The sequence below is a fragment of the Algisphaera agarilytica genome (assembly GCF_014207595.1).
In the GTDB taxonomy this organism is placed as follows: domain Bacteria; phylum Planctomycetota; class Phycisphaerae; order Phycisphaerales; family Phycisphaeraceae; genus Algisphaera; species Algisphaera agarilytica.
This window is the reverse complement of the sequence record NZ_JACHGY010000001.1, coordinates 4,059,342-4,075,628: the sequence shown is the minus strand read 5'-3', so window position 1 is coordinate 4,075,628 and position 16,287 is coordinate 4,059,342. Positions and strand designations below refer to the sequence as shown.

The 16,287-nt window shown below is 63.9% G+C and carries 12 protein-coding genes and 1 tRNA gene; 11 read left to right on the top strand and 2 right to left on the bottom strand.

All coding sequences use genetic code 11. The features are described 5' to 3' along the window. Positions 1-29: 29 nt before the first annotated feature. From HNQ40_RS17655 to HNQ40_RS17635, 5 genes are read left to right on the top strand one after another with little or no spacing between them, the layout of a single operon-like run. Complete coding sequence (locus HNQ40_RS17655; RefSeq protein WP_184679133.1) at positions 30-1,976, top strand: MFS transporter; 1,947 nt, start codon at positions 30-32, stop codon at positions 1,974-1,976. 44 nt (positions 1,977-2,020) lie between these two features. Beyond that, positions 2,021-2,380, top strand: a complete 360-nt coding sequence (locus HNQ40_RS17650; RefSeq protein ID WP_184679132.1) for a four helix bundle protein — start codon at positions 2,021-2,023, stop codon at positions 2,378-2,380. Positions 2,381-2,430: 50 nt separating this feature from the next. After that, complete coding sequence (locus HNQ40_RS17645) at positions 2,431-3,480, top strand: sugar phosphate isomerase/epimerase family protein (protein ID WP_184679131.1); 1,050 nt, start codon at positions 2,431-2,433, stop codon at positions 3,478-3,480. A 24-nt stretch (positions 3,481-3,504) separates the two neighbouring features. Further along, complete coding sequence (locus tag HNQ40_RS18450) at positions 3,505-4,647, top strand: DUF1963 domain-containing protein (RefSeq protein ID WP_184679130.1); 1,143 nt, start codon at positions 3,505-3,507, stop codon at positions 4,645-4,647. A gap of 19 nt (positions 4,648-4,666) precedes the next feature. Continuing rightward, positions 4,667-5,509, top strand: a complete 843-nt coding sequence (locus tag HNQ40_RS17635) for a class I SAM-dependent methyltransferase (RefSeq protein WP_184679129.1) — start codon at positions 4,667-4,669, stop codon at positions 5,507-5,509. Between the two features lie 95 nt (positions 5,510-5,604). Here HNQ40_RS17635 and rpsD read toward each other — a convergent pair whose 3' ends face one another. Continuing rightward, on the bottom strand, positions 5,605-6,204 hold the full coding sequence (gene rpsD, locus HNQ40_RS17630) for a 30S ribosomal protein S4 (protein WP_184679128.1): 600 nt from the start codon (positions 6,202-6,204) through the stop codon (positions 5,605-5,607). A gap of 352 nt (positions 6,205-6,556) precedes the next feature. Between rpsD and HNQ40_RS17625 the strand changes: the two genes are divergently transcribed. From HNQ40_RS17625 to HNQ40_RS17610, 4 genes are all read left to right on the top strand, one after another. Then, positions 6,557-6,970 carry a hypothetical protein gene (locus tag HNQ40_RS17625; protein ID WP_184679127.1) on the top strand — a complete coding sequence of 138 codons (414 nt, stop codon included), beginning with the start codon at positions 6,557-6,559 and terminating at the stop codon, positions 6,968-6,970. A 26-nt stretch (positions 6,971-6,996) separates the two neighbouring features. Continuing rightward, the gene (locus tag HNQ40_RS17620) at positions 6,997-7,836 is read left to right on the top strand and encodes a lipase family alpha/beta hydrolase (protein WP_184679126.1); all 840 of its coding nucleotides are present in this window, start codon (positions 6,997-6,999) and stop codon (positions 7,834-7,836) included. 4 nt (positions 7,837-7,840) lie between these two features. Continuing rightward, the gene (locus HNQ40_RS17615) at positions 7,841-8,662 is read left to right on the top strand and encodes an esterase/lipase family protein (RefSeq protein ID WP_184679125.1); all 822 of its coding nucleotides are present in this window, start codon (positions 7,841-7,843) and stop codon (positions 8,660-8,662) included. A gap of 92 nt (positions 8,663-8,754) precedes the next feature. After that, on the top strand, positions 8,755-11,709 hold the full coding sequence (locus tag HNQ40_RS17610) for a hypothetical protein (RefSeq protein WP_184679124.1): 2,955 nt from the start codon (positions 8,755-8,757) through the stop codon (positions 11,707-11,709). Between the two features lie 101 nt (positions 11,710-11,810). Here the strand turns inward: HNQ40_RS17610 and HNQ40_RS17605 are convergent. Further along, positions 11,811-11,884: transfer RNA gene (locus tag HNQ40_RS17605), tRNA-Val, on the bottom strand. Between the two features lie 159 nt (positions 11,885-12,043). On the opposite strand from HNQ40_RS17605, the gene HNQ40_RS17600 reads away from it, so the two are divergent. Both HNQ40_RS17600 and HNQ40_RS17595 read left to right on the top strand, forming a co-directional pair. Next, positions 12,044-13,972 carry an HlyD family efflux transporter periplasmic adaptor subunit gene (locus HNQ40_RS17600; protein ID WP_184679123.1) on the top strand — a complete coding sequence of 643 codons (1,929 nt, stop codon included), beginning with the start codon at positions 12,044-12,046 and terminating at the stop codon, positions 13,970-13,972. Between the two features lie 110 nt (positions 13,973-14,082). Beyond that, entirely contained in the window at positions 14,083-16,284 is a 2,202-nt protein-coding gene (locus HNQ40_RS17595) for a hypothetical protein (RefSeq protein ID WP_184679122.1), read from the top strand. The last annotated feature ends 3 nt before the right edge of the window (positions 16,285-16,287 follow it).

Below are 16,287 nucleotides of genomic sequence, written 5' to 3'. Positions count from 1 at the left end.
CCCCCGGCCCACACTGGTATCCTTTGGCGATGTCCGAGACCGTTTCCACAACCACCTCCGCCCCCGGACATCACGCGCCGCCCACGCCGCTGTGGCGGAACTTCAGCTTCACCCTGATGTGGACCAGCACAGCCGCCAGCGGCTTCGGCGACCGCATGATCATGCTCGCGGCACTCGCCCTGCTGGGAGGCCTCGCGGCAGAAGGCGACTCGACCAGCACGCAGGCGGGTACGCAATTCTTCTTCTTCATGCCGTACCTGTTCTTCAGCGTGCTCGGCGGCTGGGTGGCGGATCGTTTACCACGCAAGTGGCTGTTGATGGCTTGCGACGAAGCCCGCGGCCTGTTGCTGCTGCTCGGTGTTTTTCTCATTGGGGGGGCCAGCCAGGTTGATCCCGACCGCGAGTGGCAGGTCTACGCGATGCTGTTCGCGATCGGCATCTTTGCCTCGATCTTCAACCCGACCCGCAACGCCATCGTGCCCCAACTCGTCGAACGCCAGCAGATGCAGCCCGCCAACGCGGTCGTCTTGGTGATCAATGTGGTGTTCTCGATGATCGGCATGGTGGTTGGGGGGCGGATCATCTCCCCCGATGAAGCTTCGTCGGTCGAGACCGGGCTGCTGGTCGGCGCGCTGTTCTATCTCATCTCCGGCTCGTTTTTTGCTTTCATGCGACCCAAGTCGACGCGGCTACTCGACAGCGACGAAGGAAACGACAACTCACGCACGGCGGTATCGCTGATCGACGCGATGAAATACGTCGCCTGCCACCGCAAGGTGATCTGGTTGATTGTGATCGATGTGATGGTCTGGGGTGCCGCCGCAACCATGTACAGCGGCGTCATCGGGCTCTGCAAGATTCATTACAGCCTGACCGGCGATGCGCTCATGAAAGAGTTCACGCAGGTCAGCGCGGCACTGGGCTTCGGCATGCTGGCGGGGGCCGTGGTCATCGGCCTGATCCGCACCCGGCAACAGGCCCCGTTGGTCATGGGCGTCGCTCTGGCGATCGCGGGCTTGAATGTGCTGCTGGTCAGCGTGATCCCGCTGAAAGCGGTGACTTACGTGGGCGCGTTCTTTGTCGGCGTCGCGGGCAATGTCGCCATCGTGAGCGTGATTTCATTGCTGCAGAGCATCGCCCCCAACTCGGTGCGTGGCTCGGTGATGGGCTTAGCCGCGATGGTCACGACCGTCGTCAGCGTGATCATCTACGGCATGATCTGGCAACTGGAGGACGCCGACACCAAGATTATCTATGTGCTGTATGGCCTGGGCCCACTGCTCATCGTCGCGGGCCTTGGCTACGCCCTCTACTACCTGACCCACGGCCCGATGCCCGCAGCGGGCGGCAACTTCTTCCGCCACCTCGTGCGGTTCTTCTGCCTGGTGTGGCACCGCCTCGAATGGGACGGCCGACACCACATCCCCGAGTCCGGCCCGGTCATCCTCGCGGCCAACCACACCACCGCGCTCGACCCCTTCCTCATGCAAGCCGCCTGCCCCCGGCAGATCCGCTGGCTGATGCTCACGTCTTACCGTTTCAAAGCTGTCGAGTTTTTCTGGAAGATCATCGACCCGATCTTCATCGACCACGACGAGTCCGGCGAACGCGTCAACGCCTCCAAGCAAGTCCGCCAGATCGTCAAGCATCTCAAAGCCGGCGACTGCCTGGGCATCTTCCCCGAGGGCAACTTGCAGTACGACGACCGGATCCTCAAGCCGTTTGAAGACGGCGTCGCCGTGACCGCCCGGCTGAGCAAAGCCCAGATCGTCCCGGTCTGGATCGAGGGCACCGAGGTCAGCAAGAGCATGGCCCGCCACTTCCTCACGCCCGGCCGCCGCCGGATTGCTTTTGGCCCACCGTTTACGCCGGATCGCGCCGCCTTGCCAGAGGAGATCACGGCGGAACTGCGACGGCGGATGATTGCGTTGGCTTCGGGGCCTGTGGAAGAAGCGCCGGCGGCGAGTGATGAGTGACGAGTGAGCAGTGATGAGTTTGGAATCCTTCCGGGAGGTGTTAGATGGCGCTGGCTGAGGAGTTCGAGGATTTGGTGGCTTGGCAGAAGGCCAGGGAGTTGAATCGGGCGGTTTATGCGATCACGCGCCAGGGAGAATTTGCTCGAGACTTCGCCCTGCGGGATCAGATTCGGCGAGCTGCGATCTCGGTGATGTCAAATATCGCCGAGGGTTTTGATCGACGGAGCCGGGCCGAATTCAAACAGTTTCTGGGGATCGCCAAGGCCTCGTGTGCCGAGGTCCGGGCCCAGTTGTACATCGCCCTCGACGCCGGATATGTTGATCGGGATGAGTTCGCCCGATTCAAGCATCAAGCGATGGAAGTCTCTCGCGTCATCGGCGGACTCATGTCGTCACTGTCCTGAAACTCATCACTGTTCACTCGTCACTCATCACTGAAAACCGGAGGTTTTCCATGCCCCGTCCCGTCACGTTGTTTACCGGCCAGTGGGCCGACCTGCCGTTTGAAACCATCTGTGCCAAAGCGTCCGAGTTCGGCTACGACGGGCTGGAGCTCGCCTGCTGGGGCGACCACTTCGACGTCGTCCAGGCCGCCAAGAGCGACAAGTACTGCAAGCAGCGCTGGGAAGTGCTCGAGGCCTACGGCCTGACGAGCTACTCCATCTCGATGCACCTGGTCGGCCAAGCCGTGTGCGACCTGATCGATGAACGTCACAAATCCATCCTCCCCGAAGACGTCTGGGGCGACGGAGAACCCGAAGGCGTCCGCAAGCGTGCCGCAGCGAACATGAAGCTGGCCGCCAAGGCCTGCCGGCGCTTCCTCAACAACAAGCCCGGCCGCGGCAAGAAGAAGGGCGCTGCAGGCGACGACTTCCCCGGTGTGGTCAACGGCTTCACCGGCTCGTCCATCTGGCACGCCATCTACGCCTTCCCGCCCACCGACCAGGCGTTCTGGGAGAAGGGCTTCAAGGACTTCGCCAAGCGGTTCACCCCGATCCTCAACGAGTTTGAGAAGCAGGACATCAACTTCGCCCTCGAAGTCCACCCCACCGAGATCGCCTTCGACACCGCCAGTGCCGCCCGCGCCATCGACGCGGTCAAGGGCCACAAGCGTTTCGGCTTCAACTACGACCCGTCGCACCTGGGCTACCAGGGCGTCGACTACGTCGGCTTCATCCGCAAGTTCGCCGACCGCATCTACCACGTACACATGAAGGACGCGTGGTGGGGCCACGGCGACGGCACCGTCGGCGTGTTCGGCGGCCACACCACCTTCACCGACCCCCGCCGGTTCTGGGACTTCCGCAGCCTCGGCCACGGCGACATCGACTTCGAAGAAATCATCGTCGCCCTCAACGACATCGGCTACCGAGGCCCCCTGTCGGTCGAGTGGGAAGACGGCCGGATGGACCGCGAGTACGGCGCCACCGAAGCCGCCGAGTTCGTCCGCAGCGTCGACTTCCCCAGCAGCGACATCGTGTTCGATGCGCAGTTTGATAACTGATCCAATTTGAAGGGGGACTGCTCTGTGAAACGGCCATTACTGCGAACCATCGTGAAGCCGTTGTATCTGGCTTGGGCGTCTGCCGAGATGCAACAACAACCGAAGCCAGAGTGGTACACGAAGCAAATCACCAAAGACACCGCACAGAATTTGGTTCTTCGTCTTCCAGAACACTATCGCACTCAGATACAGAGATTTAAGAAAACTGTGGCGTTCGCAGAGCGCCACAGTTTTTTTCAGCGTGTAATGCTCGCAGAGAGGGTAAAGGCTAGCCCCAGGGTATTAGAGAACTTCATACAGCATCTTACGCCCGGAATTGGTTTTCAAGGTAAAGCCTCTGTGCCGTCCGACGAACCTACCTGTGGCACCACTTTTCTCGGGGGCTGCCCTGATCTGCCGCCGGGCCAGGAATGGCCGGAAAATCAGGATGGCCCCATGCGATTTCTCGGTCAGTTCAACTTTGCTGACGTGTCCGCGTATGACTTAGAAAACGTGTTGCCCAAGCAAGGCTTGATTCAGTTCTTTGTGGGGGCGGGTGATCTACCCTCGGGCTTTGAGATGGATGACAAAAGCTGCTTCCGAGTTCTGTTTCACGAAGAGGTAGAGGGGCTAATTCGTAATTCCGCACCTAGCCATGGACAACTCGCAGAATCCCCGCCGTCTGGCCAATCAAGGCCGCTTTCCCCATACGTCCGCTGGATGATCCCTACGGAGGATATTTTAGGGCAGATGAGCCTGGGGCTTTTTAGCAAGGATGACGAATCCGAAGACGATGGTGACGAAGAGGAACCGTGGACGGAGGAGCATGTCGCTGCACAGTGGATCGACCATATGTTCAGCTATCCGTTTACTCCGGTAGGACTATCTCAGCTTCTCGGCTGCGCCAACGGTCTTTACGGAACTAACGATGAGTACGTCCGCCTGTTGTGCGCAGCGATGGCTGAAGGAGACGAAGAACTCGCTGAAGACATAGACGAAGACCATCCCGAATGGGGCCGACTTTCAATAGTCGCAAAGAAATGGCGCTGCCTTTTTGAGATTGGGTCAGATCGCGAGTTGTTCGGTGTCAGCTGGGGCGATGGGGGAACGCTCGCATTTTTCATCCAAGAAGATGATCTGTCAGCCCGCCGTTTCGATCGTTGCTGGGCTCATTGGTCAACGTCATAGCACCGTACTTAGGTTTCCAATGAGTCAATCCCATCACGAAGAACAACGCGAAGGCATCGAGTGGAACCGTTTGTCGTGGAACGAACGTGTTCAGGTCCACTGGGAATCGGCCATGTACCGTCAACACGCCGATGCCCTGCGTGACGGCGGGCACGATTTGGCGGAGCATATTGTGCGCGGCGTTGGGCCTGTCGGAGGTCAGTCGCTTGTGCACCTGCAGTGCCACATGGGCATGGAGACTCTGGCTTGGAGTCGGCTGGGCGCGAAGGCCACGGGATTGGATTTCTCGCAGCCGGCGATCGACAAGGCGGTCGGCTTGCGTGATGAACTCGGGTTGGACACGACGTTTGTCTGTGGCAATGTCTACGACGCCCGGGAGTTGATCGAAGGGCAATTCGATGTCGTGTTTGTTTCGATCGGCTCGCTGTGTTGGCTGCCGGACGTTAATCGCTGGGCGGAGATTGTCGCGTCGCTGCTGCGTCCCGGCGGGCGGTTGTTCCTGAATGACGTGCACCCGATGATGGACATGCTGGAGGACAAGCCCGATGACCCGAAGGGGTTTGGGCTGCATTACCCCTACCTCGGCGGCGAGCGGATTGTGACCGAACAGGACGGCACCTACGCCGACGATACTGTGGGCTTCAAACACACCCGGAACGCCGAGTGGAGCCATCCGCTTGGGGAAACCGTGACGGCGGTGATCGACGCGGGGATGCGCATCACACGGCTCGAAGAGTCCTCGCGTTGCGTATGGCCGGCGTTGAAGGTGATGCAGCGGGTCGGCGATGAACGCTGGGAGTTCCCCGAGCCTTGGCGCGGCAAGCTCCCGGTGGAGTACACACTGACCGCCGAGCTGACGTGAGCGTCGAAAACCGCAGGTTCATGCAAATTGGCGATATAGAAAAAACCCACGGACCAATGTCCGTGGGTTTTCTGTATTCGATGGGATGAACGTGATTAGCGGTAGAATTCGATAATCAGGTTCAGGTTCACGTCGAAGGGGACTTGGTCGGCGGTGGGGACCGCGGCGACCTTGGCTTCGAGGGTGGAGGGGTCGAAGGTCAGCCACTCGGGCACTTCGTGGCCGGGCAGGGATTCCATGTTCTCGCGGACGAGCTTTTGGATGCCTTCCTTGAGGGTGATGGTGTCGCCGACCTTGACTTGGAGGGAGGCGATGTTGCACTTCTTGCCGTTGACCAGGACGTGGCCGTGGGACACGATCTGACGGGCGGCCCAGATGGTGCGGGCCCAGCCGAGGCGGCGGATGACGTTGTCGAGGCGTTGCTCGAGCAGGCGGAGCAGGACGGTACCCGTGTTGCCTTGGGTGCGGCCGGCCTCAGCCATGTAGCGGCGGAACTGCTTCTCGAGAACGTTGTAGTGGAAGCGGAGCTTCTGCTTCTCGTTGAGGCGGATGCCGTAGTCGCGGAGGCGACGGCCGCGGAAGCCGTGCATGCCGGGGGGGTTGAGCTGACGCTTGGTGGTGTGCTTCGGGATGTCCGCGATGGGCACGCCGACGCGACGGGAGAGCTTGACTTTGGGACCGGTGTAGTTGGCCATGATGTGTTACCTGTCGGTTGCCCGACGAGGCCCTTGTGAGTGCTCGGCCGTGGCTACGGCGTCGCGGTGCTTCAAAGTTCAGGCCCACAGCGGGCCTGCGAAATCGAGTCGCGTATTGTGGCGAAATTCGGGGGGACGTCAAGTTCACGAATGGCCCGCGGCGGCTCAAGAATATCGGCGTGACCGACATGATGCGGCAAACACCGGCACGTGTTGCGTGGACGCGACATCCCGATCGATCGGATAAGTGGCCGCCTCTGGCATAATCGGTGTAAGTCAAGTTTTACGAATACCTTGCGCGGCGACCCAGCCTGTCGGCCCGCCCCGGCACGCGGTTCGTGTTGCGAGGGGTATGGAAATCCGTCTCCCGAGCCTGTCGATCTGTGGTGTGCTGGCAGCCGTTGTGCTGGGCACCGGTTGCGCCCCGTCCAAAGCCGAGCAGCAGCGGGCCGCCGACGCACGCCAAGCGGAAATGCGGTTCGAACTGGGCCCGCTTGTCGACGCCGAGGGCAACCGCCGCTCTCTGGCGCTCGACAGCCCCGAGATGAATGAGCTGCAAAGTTTCCAGCCGTGGCTCGACGACCGCACGGCGTGGTACCACGACCGCCTCGACCGCAAGCCGGGCGTGAACGCGGGCACCCGCCGCACGATCATCTCCATCAGCGAGACCAACGTCCGCGACCGGTTCAGCTCCAGCAACGGCAGGGTGCAGGACAACTACAACCAGAGCACCAGCCGCGACAAGATCATCGAAATCACCCGCTGACATTCACCCGGCCTTATCATGTTTGGATGAGCCAACCCCAACCGCTGTTCCGGGCGTTCCTGTATCTGGCTGCGGCATTCGCAGGCGGCGCGGGTATCGGCTGCTCGAATCTCTCGGCGGTGAACCCGTCGTTTGATCTGACCTACGCCGAGGCGAAGCAGGAGCTGCGGGCGATGCGGGAAGAGCCGGTCGAGCTCGAAAGGCCGCTGGTGTTCGTCGGGCCGTTCATGGACCCGTGCGTCGCGGAGTGGGTCTCGGTCGGCCAGGCCAAGCGTTACTTCACCGACGACGAGCGCATCGGCGGGGTGTCGTTTGTGTTGTGGGACTCGTTCGACTCCTGCCGAGCGAAGACCATCCGGAAGGTGGACAAGCTTTTCCCGCCGGAAGACGCCGACTCGGACGAGACCGTCGAGGTCGATGTGATCGCGTTCTCGATGGGCGGGCTGGTCGCACGGTACGCAGCGCTGCCACCGGATCCGGAATGCGGGCAGACGCGTCGGCTGAAGATCCGCCGGCTGTACACGATCGCCTCGCCGCACCGCGGGGCGAATTGGGCACCGCTTGGGTTCTGGAACAGCTTGGCGCGAGACATGAACGCCGACTCGGATTTCCTGGCCCGGCTGGATGCGGGGCTCGCCGAGGCCGACTACGAGCTGGTGCCTTACACACGGCTGGGCGACTGGATCGTGGGGCCCGACAAGACTTCCCCGGAAGGGCAGCACCCGCACTGGGTGTCGGACCGGGCCTTCGAGATGGCCCACATCCAGGCCGCGTTTGATGCGCGGGTCCAGGCGGATATCCTCACCCAGTTGCAGGGCGGCGAGCCGCTGGCCAGCCTGCCCGCGACGCCCCTCCCCGAGCGTTGAACCCATGACCAAGCCCCCCGGATTGATCCTCGCCACGGTGTTGTTGGCCTCGGCCTTCACGATCGGGGGCTGCGCCGCTCGGCAGGTGAATCCGTCGTTCCCGGTCACCGAGGCCCAGGCGAAGACGATCATCAAAGACATCGAGAGCGATGGCCGTCCGCTCGATCGGCCGGTGGTGGTCCTCGCGGGTTGGGCGGACCCGGGGTTTGTGAATTCGTACTGGTCGAAGCAGCTGCGCAAGGTCGGCGTGCCCGAAGACCAGGTGGTGGGGCTGGAGTTTGTATTTGAAGACGACTTCGAGGACTGCCGGGACCACGTGATCGAATCGGTGCAGGAGGTCTGGCTCAGCGACGAAACGGGGTGGACGTCGGAGGTGGATGTCGTAGCGTTTTCGATGGGGGGGCTGGTGGCTCGGTACAGCGCCTCGCCAAGCAAGGCCGAGGGGGGCGCGGCGAAGCGTCGCTTGAAGATTCGCAATCTCTACACGATCAGCACACCGCACCGCGGAGCGGTCATGGCGGGGGTGCCGACGCTGGACCGCCGGGTGATCGACATGCGGGAGGGCTCGGCGTTTCTCGCGCATCTCGACGAATGCCTGGCCGAGGCCCGCTACACGCTGATTCCCTACACGCGGCTGGACGACCCCATCGTGGGCAGCGAGCGGACCGCTCCGGCAGGACTCACGCCTTGGTGGGTCGATACCCCGCCCCTGCACCGATCGCATCAGGAGGCCTACCGCGACCCGCGTATCCGGGCAGACATTTTGCGTCGTCTCCGGGGGGAAGAGACGCTGGTTGCCGGGGAGCCCGCGGCGTTTCCAGAATGAATCGCTGAATCGCGCTCAAACGTTCGCTTCGTACAACGCGATCGCCGGGGAAAAACTCCGCGACATCGGCCCGGACGACCGATAAATCCTTCATGCGAGACACGCTCCGTATCTCGGCTTGGTTGTCGGTGTGCCTTTTGCTGCTCAGCGGAACCTCGCTGCACGCGCAGATCGATCCGCTCACGCCCAAGCGGCTGGTCGAGAAATACGACTTCGAAGACATGAACGACCAGGGCGTGAAGCTCGGTCGAGGCTTGGCGTTACCGCCGGGCTGGTACGCGATGGGGCGGTCTTCGCAATCGAGTGACCCCAACTTCGACCGCCTGCCGATGCACGACCGCCTGTCACGCCGGGCGGGCTTCCCGATGCACAACGTGGTGCGTTACTCGGAAGTCGGCGACGCGGCCTCGGAGGACTACAGCCTCCACCTGGGCATCGACGGCGGCAGCGCGGGAGCGTACCTGCAGATCGGCGCCCTCCCGGCCGTGCCGGGCAGCGACTACCTGATCAGCGGCAAGATCCGCACCGCGGGGCTCACCCACGCCGCGGCGCGCATGCGGGCCTACTTCGTCGACACCGCCGGCAAGCGTATCGAGACCAGCACCCGCCTCACGCCACGCGTCCGCACCGCCGGCGAGTGGTCCGAGGTCGAACTGATCCTGCCCGGCGAGTTCGGCGAGGCGGCATACGTCGGCCTCGAGGTCGAGCTCGTGCAACCCAGCGCCGACCCGCGCAACCCGCTGGGCAACCACCAGATCGTTTTACACGACGTCACCGGCCACGCCTGGTTTGACGACATCGGCGTCTGGCAACTGCCCCACGTGCAACTCAGCACGGGCAGCCCGGTCAACGTGACGCGCAGCAACGCCGGGCCCTTCTGGGATGTGTCGGTGCGTGACCTGGTCGGGGGCAAGCTGACCGCTCGGGTGACCGTGTACGACCACAACATGAACGTGGTCATCCAGGACCGCCGGCCGATGGGCTGGGGTGCGCCGTCGAAGTGGCGTTGGTCGCCCGACCTGCCGCGATACGGCTGGTACCTCGCCGAGCTTGCGGTGGTGGAGGGCTCGCGGACCCTGCGGCAACGCACCAACTCGCCTGACGGCCGGACGCTGACCATCGGCGGAATGACCGAAGAACTCTCGATCGATGACACCGATGAAGCCGACCCCGCGGCCATCGCTCAGGCCCAGGTGGATGCGGATGCGGGCCGGGTGATCGCACGGACGTACAACGCGGTCCTCTGGCTCCCGCCGGGGACGGGCGCAGTCGGCGAAGACGCCGAGCGTTTCGCGTTGGTGGCCGAGGGGATGAGCAACGCGCAACTGAAGCTGCTGCCCGAATTGGCCAACCTCGCGGGCCTGGGGTCGGTCATCCTGTCGGCCTGGAGCCCGGAGACCACGTTGGCGGGCTTCGACCTGCGGCTCAACACGCTGCGTGAAGCCATCGGCCCGATCAAGAATGCCGGGCGACGTGTCGAGCTGTCTTTCTCGCCGGTGCCCGAAGAGCTCGCGCACACCCGGGGCGTCAATACCTACCTGCCTGCGGCGGTCTTTGGCGCACCCTCCGACATCTGGATGCCCTACGTCCAGCCCATCCTCGTTCGGCACGGCCAGCGGGTTAACACCTGGCAACTCGGCAGCGCCCGGGAGCCCTCGGCGGCCTACCTGCCCGAATTGGGATCGACCGTGGCGCGGACCTATGAGGCGTTCCGGCATTGGACGCCCGCCCCGACGATGGGCGTGCCCTGGCGGATCGATCAGCCGTTCCGGCCGGATATTCCCGAAGAACACCTCAGCTACGCCGTGCAATGGCCCGTGGGGGTGACGCCCGATCGGCTGAACGACCACATCCAGCAGCAGCAAGAGTTGGGCTGGGCCTCCCCGAGCCACAACCGCCGGCTCCATATCAAGCCGGCCCCCGCCGATGCAGTTCCCCACGCGGCGCGGGCCAGCGACCTGGCCCTGCGGATGGTGCACGCCTGGGAGCAGAACGAGATCGGCGTGGCCATCCCCGATCTCTGGGCCCGCGGGCTGGAGCGGCGTGAGTCGCTATTGCCCGATCCGTTGTTGGGCGTGGCGTCCAACGTCGCGAACCGCCTGGCGGGCTACCGTGCGATCGGCCGGCTGAACCTCGGCGAAGAACGCGTGGGCATCATCTTCGAACGCCGGGCTCTGTCCGAACAGGAAGCCCGAGCCATGCCCGACGCCCGCCCCGGCGAAGGCATGCTCGTCGCCTGGAACGTCAAGGCCCCCGGCAGCCGATCCAAGCTCGACATGTTCCTCGGCGACTACCCCAAGGTCTACGACGTCTGGGGCAACGCCACGCCGCTGGCTCTCAACGAGAACGGTGAGCACACGCTCGAACTCTCCGACACCCCGGTGTTCGTCACCGGCATCGACGCGAAGCTGGCGCTGTTCCGCAGCAGCTTCGTGCTTAACGATCCGTTCATCACCTCGACCCAGATCCCCCACGTCCGCACGGTCCGCCTGACCAACCCTTGGCCGGTCACGGTCAGCGGCAAGTTCATCATCACCGGCCCCGAGTCGTGGACGATCAAGCCGCACCACCACCGGTTCTCCATCGGGCCGGGCCGTAGCATCGAGCTCCCGGTGGCACTGCGTTTCCCGATCAACGAAGTCGCCGGCGGCAAAAGCCTCACCGTAGACATGGAGTTCACCGCCGACCGCAAGTACATCGTGAAGTTCGCCACGCCCATGGAGCTCGGGCTTCAGGGTGTTCGGTTCGAAGCCTCCCTGGCGCTGGAGGACGGCGCCGCCCCCTCGACCGTGGACGCCTCGGTGACCTGCATCATCACGAACACCGGCGATGAGCCGATCTCTCTGAGCGTCTTCGCCAAGCTCAAGGGGCACGCCCGCAAGGAGCGTCTGATCCCCAGGCTCGACCCCGGCCAGGCGGTGATCCGCCAGCTGCGCTTCGTCGATGCCGCCCCCGCGCTGTCGCAAAGCGACATACGCCTGGGCGTCCGCGAGACCAACGGCCCGGCGGTGCTGAACCAGACCGTCGGGGTCAACGATGTTGAATAAGACCCCTCGATGCCCACGCAGTCATGTGGATACCGGTCGTAACACCTGGCGCCATCGAAGCGCAAAAAAAATCACCCTCCGCGGTGGCGGAGGGTGAGAAGTGGGCCATACTGGACTTGAACCAGTGACCTCCTCGATGTCAACGAGGCGCGCTAGCCAACTGCGCCAATGGCCCGTCTGGGATTAACCCGAGCGACACATTGTAGGGCTGTCCGCCAAACCTGCAAGCCGGTAGGATGAGGGCTGTGAAGCAGGGCTTTTTCAGGGGCTTTACCGGGCGTGCGAAGCGTATGACACACGCGGACGAACGGTTTTCACGAAAGGGATTTCACACATGAGCCTGAACCCGCCGATGACCGCGGCCCAGCGATGGGGCGGCTCCGCCTCGGGGCTGGTCGAGCGTCTGGTCCGTTTCAGCGGACCGCCGGAGCAGTTTCTCACCGAGCTGCTGGCGACGCAGTGCCGGCTTGGGCAGGCGACCGCGGGAGCGGTGGTTCGGTTGGGGGGTGAGATTGCAGCGACGCCTGTCCCGTCGGATCGGCCGATGCCGCCTTCCGCCAAAACCTCAGAAATCATGGCGGTTTACCCGCCGCTCCCGGCCACGGGATCGCCGCCGTCCTGGCTGGCCCACGCCATCGAGTTGGTGACTCAGCAATCGCCCTTGGCGCCTGAAACCCAGGTGCATCAGCTGCAGGCGGCGCTGTCCGATCCCGGACGCCCGATGGTTCACCACCTCGTGCTGGTCCCCATCAAAACCCCCGGCGGATTCTCCGGCGTGTCGGCCTTTTTGCTGGACACCGACGACCCCCAGATCGTCCAGGCCCGTTGCCAACGGATCGAGTTGAGCATCAGCCTCTTGAGTCTCTACGAGATGCGGCAGGTCTTGGAGCAACGCGATGCCGACCTGCGGGGGCTGTCCACCGCGACCCGCGTGCTCTCGGCCAGCAACGACCATCGGCGCTTCCGCGCAGCGGCGATCGCGCTGTGTAACGAGATCGCCTCGCGGTGGCGGGCCGACCGGGTCAGCATCGGCCTGCTCTCGGGGCGTTACGTCAAGCTGCGCGCGATGAGCCAGACCGAACACATCAGCCGCAAGATGGCGTTGGTCGGCGCGATCGAGTCGGCCATGGAAGAGTCGCTCGACCAGGACATCGAGGTGCTGCACCCCGTGCTGCCCGAAGCCACCATGGTCAACCGCGCCGCCCAGGAACTCTCCAGCAAGCACGGCCCGTCGGCGGTGTGCAGCCTGCCCATGCGGCGCGGCGGCGAAGTGATCGGGGTGGTCACCCTCGAGCGTCCGATCGATCAGCCCCTGACCGTGGAAGAGGCCTCGTTCCTGCGGATGGCGGTAGACCTGTTCACCCCCCGTGTGCTGGAGCTGTCGGAGACCGACCGCTGGTTCGGCGCCCGGCTGGCCGACTCGGCCCGCCGTAGCTTGGCGACGGTGCTCGGACCGAAACACACCTGGGCGAAAGTCACCGCGATCGCATTGCTGGCCGGGGTTCTCGCGTTGATCTTCGTGCCCGGCACGATCCGCGTCGAAGCGCCCTTCACGTTCCAGGCGGTGACCCAACGCTCGATCCCCGCGCCGTTCGAGGGCTACCTCGAAACCGTAGAAGCCGAGCCGAACGACGTCGTCGCGGAGGGCGAGGCGTTGGCGACGCTGAACACCGCGGAGTTGCGTGCAGAACTCTCGCGTCTCGAAGCAGAGCAGCTCGGGTACGAAAAAGAAGCCAAGATGGCGGCCCGCGAAGGCAGCCAGGTCGAACGCCAGATCGCCGAGGCCCGGGTGGCGAATGTCGAGGCGCAACTCGAATGGCTGCGTTGGCAGATCGATCACGCGGTCATCCGCTCGCCGATCGCGGGCACGGTGGTGGTGGGCGACCTGAAGCAGCAGCTGGGTTCGCCGGTGAGCAAAGGCGATGTGTTGTTCGAGGTCGCGCCGCTGAGCGCCTTGCGGGCCGAGTTGTGGGTGCCGGACGGCAAGATCGGCGACGTGCCCTCGGAAGGCGCCGTCGGCGAACTCGCCGCCGCCGCCCACCCCGGCGTCAAGCTGCGGTTTGAGGTCGAACGCATCAACCCCATCGCCGAGGTCATCGACGGCAGCAACGTGTTCCGCGTCCGCGTGAAACTCCTCGACACCCAACCCTGGGCCAAGCCCGGCATCGAGGGCGTCGCCAAGATCGATTCCCGCCAAGCACCCATCGGCTGGGTCTGGACACGCGACGCGATCAACTGGGTCCGGTTGAAGTTGTGGATTTGAGGATTGTTGGCTTTAGGGGTGTCGGGGCGAAGCCCTGACCGCCCGCCGCGCAGGCGATCACAACTTCTCAAACGTATCCAAACAAGTCGTTTCAATAATCACTCAAACTTATGGCCATTGATCGCCCCACCTTCAACGAATCCTGGTACCGCGTCGCGGAGATGACGCCGCGGCTGCGTTCGTTGGTGCAGACGTTCCGCCAGCACTACCGGGGCCGGCTGTGGGTGGTGTTCCGTGACCCGTCGAACAACCAGTTCTTCCGGGTGGATGAGTCGGCCTACCGCTTCGTCGCGATGCTCGACGGCCGGCGGACCGTGGCCCAGGTCTGGGACGCCTGCAACGAGCAGCTCGGCGACGCCGCGCCCACCCAAGGTGAAGCGATCCAGATCCTCGGCCAGCTCTACACGTCCAACCTTATCCACGCCGACCTCCCCGCCGACGCCGCAGGGATGTTCAACCGCTACAAGAAACGGATGAACCGGCAGGTGCGTGGCTACGTGATGAACGTGTTGTTCGCGCGGGTGCCGCTGTTCGATCCGGATCGCCTGCTGGATCGCTGGTCGCCGCTGGTGGGCTGGATCTTCGGGCCGGTGGGGATCGTGTTGTGGATGGCATTGGTCGCTTACGGCGTGTTCAGCATCGCCGACAACGCCGGGGAGCTCTACAGCCAGAAGAACGACATCCTGAACCCCGCCAACCTGCCGCTGCTCTACATCAGCTTCGGCGTTCTGAAGTTGATCCACGAGCTCGGCCACGGGTTCAGCGTCAAATACTTCGGCAAGAAAGAACAGGTCAGCAGCGAGGTCCACACCATCGGGCTGATGCTCATGGTGCTCACGCCCGTGCCGTACGTCGACGCCAGCAGCGCCTGGGCGTTCCGCAGCAAGTGGCGCAGGGCCTTCGTCGGCGCGGCGGGCATGTACGTCGAGATCGCCTGTGCCGCGATCGCCGCGGTCGTCTGGGCCAACACCGGCGTCAACACCCCGACCGTCCATGCGATCGCCTACAACGTCATGTTCATCGCCAGCGTTTCGACGCTGCTCTTCAACGCCAACCCGCTGATCCGCTTCGACGGCTACTACATCCTCTCGGACCTCGCCGAGCTGCCCAATCTCTATCAGCGCAGCAAAGACTACCTCTACTACCTGGTCAAAAAACACGTCTACGCCGTGCAGAACCCTAAGAACCCGGCCCACAGCGCGGGCGAAACCGTGTGGTTCGTGACCTACGGCCTGGCGTCCGCGGCGTACCGCGTGTTCCTGGGCTTCACGATCGTGTTGTTCGTGGCGGGCCAGCTGTTTTTCATCGGCATGATCATGGCGTTCCTCGCGGTGGTCACGTTCCTCTTGGTCCCCTGGGGAAAGTGGATCAAGTATTTGGCGAACAGCCCGGAACTGACCCGGACGCGCGGCCGGGCGATCTACGCGTCGCTGGCGACGGTGCTGCTGATCGCTGTGCTGGTCGGCGGGGTACCGGTGCCCGACCGCGGGCGGGCCTCGGCGTTGGTCGAGCCCGTCACCTTAGAACGCATCTACGCCGGGGCGGATGGCTTCATCCATACCGCTATGCCCACGGGCGAGGCGGTGACGGTCGATGCCGAACAGCGCGACGTGCTGGTCGAAGCAGACAACCTCGAATTGCAATCGGCTTACGACCAGTTGCTGGGCGACCAGCGTCAGCTCGAAGCACGCTACCGCGCCGCCATGTCGGAAGACATCGCCGTGGCCCAAGCGCTTCGCGGGCAGTTGCGGGCTCAGGAAGACCAACGGCAACGCATCGCCGACCAACTGGCCGATCTGCAAACCCAACCGACGACTGCGGGGACGTGGGTCTCGTTCGACAGCGAGCGTTTGCCCGGCCGGTTCGTGAAGCGGGGCGAACCGATGGGCGTCGTCGCGTCGCTGGATGACCTGGTGATCCGCGCCGCGGCCGACCAATACCTCGGGCCCCGATTGGAAGTGGGCAACTGGGTCGGGCGGTCCGTGGAGATCAAGAACCCCAACCGGCCCGGCGAGACGTATCACGGCACCGTGCTGAGCGTCGCCGAGTCGGGCGGCAACGAGCTATTCAGCCCCGCGATGGGTTACATGGCCGGCGGCTCGGTGGCGACGGACACGGCCGACCAAACGGGCACGAAAGCCGCAGAAGCCTTCTTCGAGGTCCGCATCAAGCCCGACCCGGCCCCGGAAGGCGCGCCGCCGTTGATGGCGGGGCAGCGGGTGCATGTGCGGTTTACCTTCGAGCCGCAGCCGCTGGCCGAGCAGGGCTGGCTGGCGTTGCGGCAGATGCTGATGCGGCGCTTGAGTATGTGAGGC

Excerpts from the sequence above, each read along its gene's own strand:
- HNQ40_RS17655 (WP_184679133.1), top strand. The coding sequence starts at position 30 with ATGTCCGAGACCGTTTCCACAACCACCTCCGCCCCCGGACATCACGCG.
- HNQ40_RS17650 (WP_184679132.1), top strand. The coding sequence starts at position 2,021 with ATGGCGCTGGCTGAGGAGTTCGAGGATTTGGTGGCTTGGCAGAAGGCC.
- HNQ40_RS17645 (WP_184679131.1), top strand. The coding sequence starts at position 2,431 with ATGCCCCGTCCCGTCACGTTGTTTACCGGCCAGTGGGCCGACCTGCCG.
- HNQ40_RS17635 (WP_184679129.1), top strand. The coding sequence starts at position 4,667 with ATGAGTCAATCCCATCACGAAGAACAACGCGAAGGCATCGAGTGGAAC.
- rpsD (WP_184679128.1), bottom strand. The coding sequence starts at position 6,204 with ATGGCCAACTACACCGGTCCCAAAGTCAAGCTCTCCCGTCGCGTCGGC.
- HNQ40_RS17625 (WP_184679127.1), top strand. The coding sequence starts at position 6,557 with ATGGAAATCCGTCTCCCGAGCCTGTCGATCTGTGGTGTGCTGGCAGCC.
- HNQ40_RS17620 (WP_184679126.1), top strand. The coding sequence starts at position 6,997 with ATGAGCCAACCCCAACCGCTGTTCCGGGCGTTCCTGTATCTGGCTGCG.
- HNQ40_RS17615 (WP_184679125.1), top strand. The coding sequence starts at position 7,841 with ATGACCAAGCCCCCCGGATTGATCCTCGCCACGGTGTTGTTGGCCTCG.
- HNQ40_RS17610 (WP_184679124.1), top strand. The coding sequence starts at position 8,755 with ATGCGAGACACGCTCCGTATCTCGGCTTGGTTGTCGGTGTGCCTTTTG.
- HNQ40_RS17600 (WP_184679123.1), top strand. The coding sequence starts at position 12,044 with ATGAGCCTGAACCCGCCGATGACCGCGGCCCAGCGATGGGGCGGCTCC.
- HNQ40_RS17595 (WP_184679122.1), top strand. The coding sequence starts at position 14,083 with ATGGCCATTGATCGCCCCACCTTCAACGAATCCTGGTACCGCGTCGCG.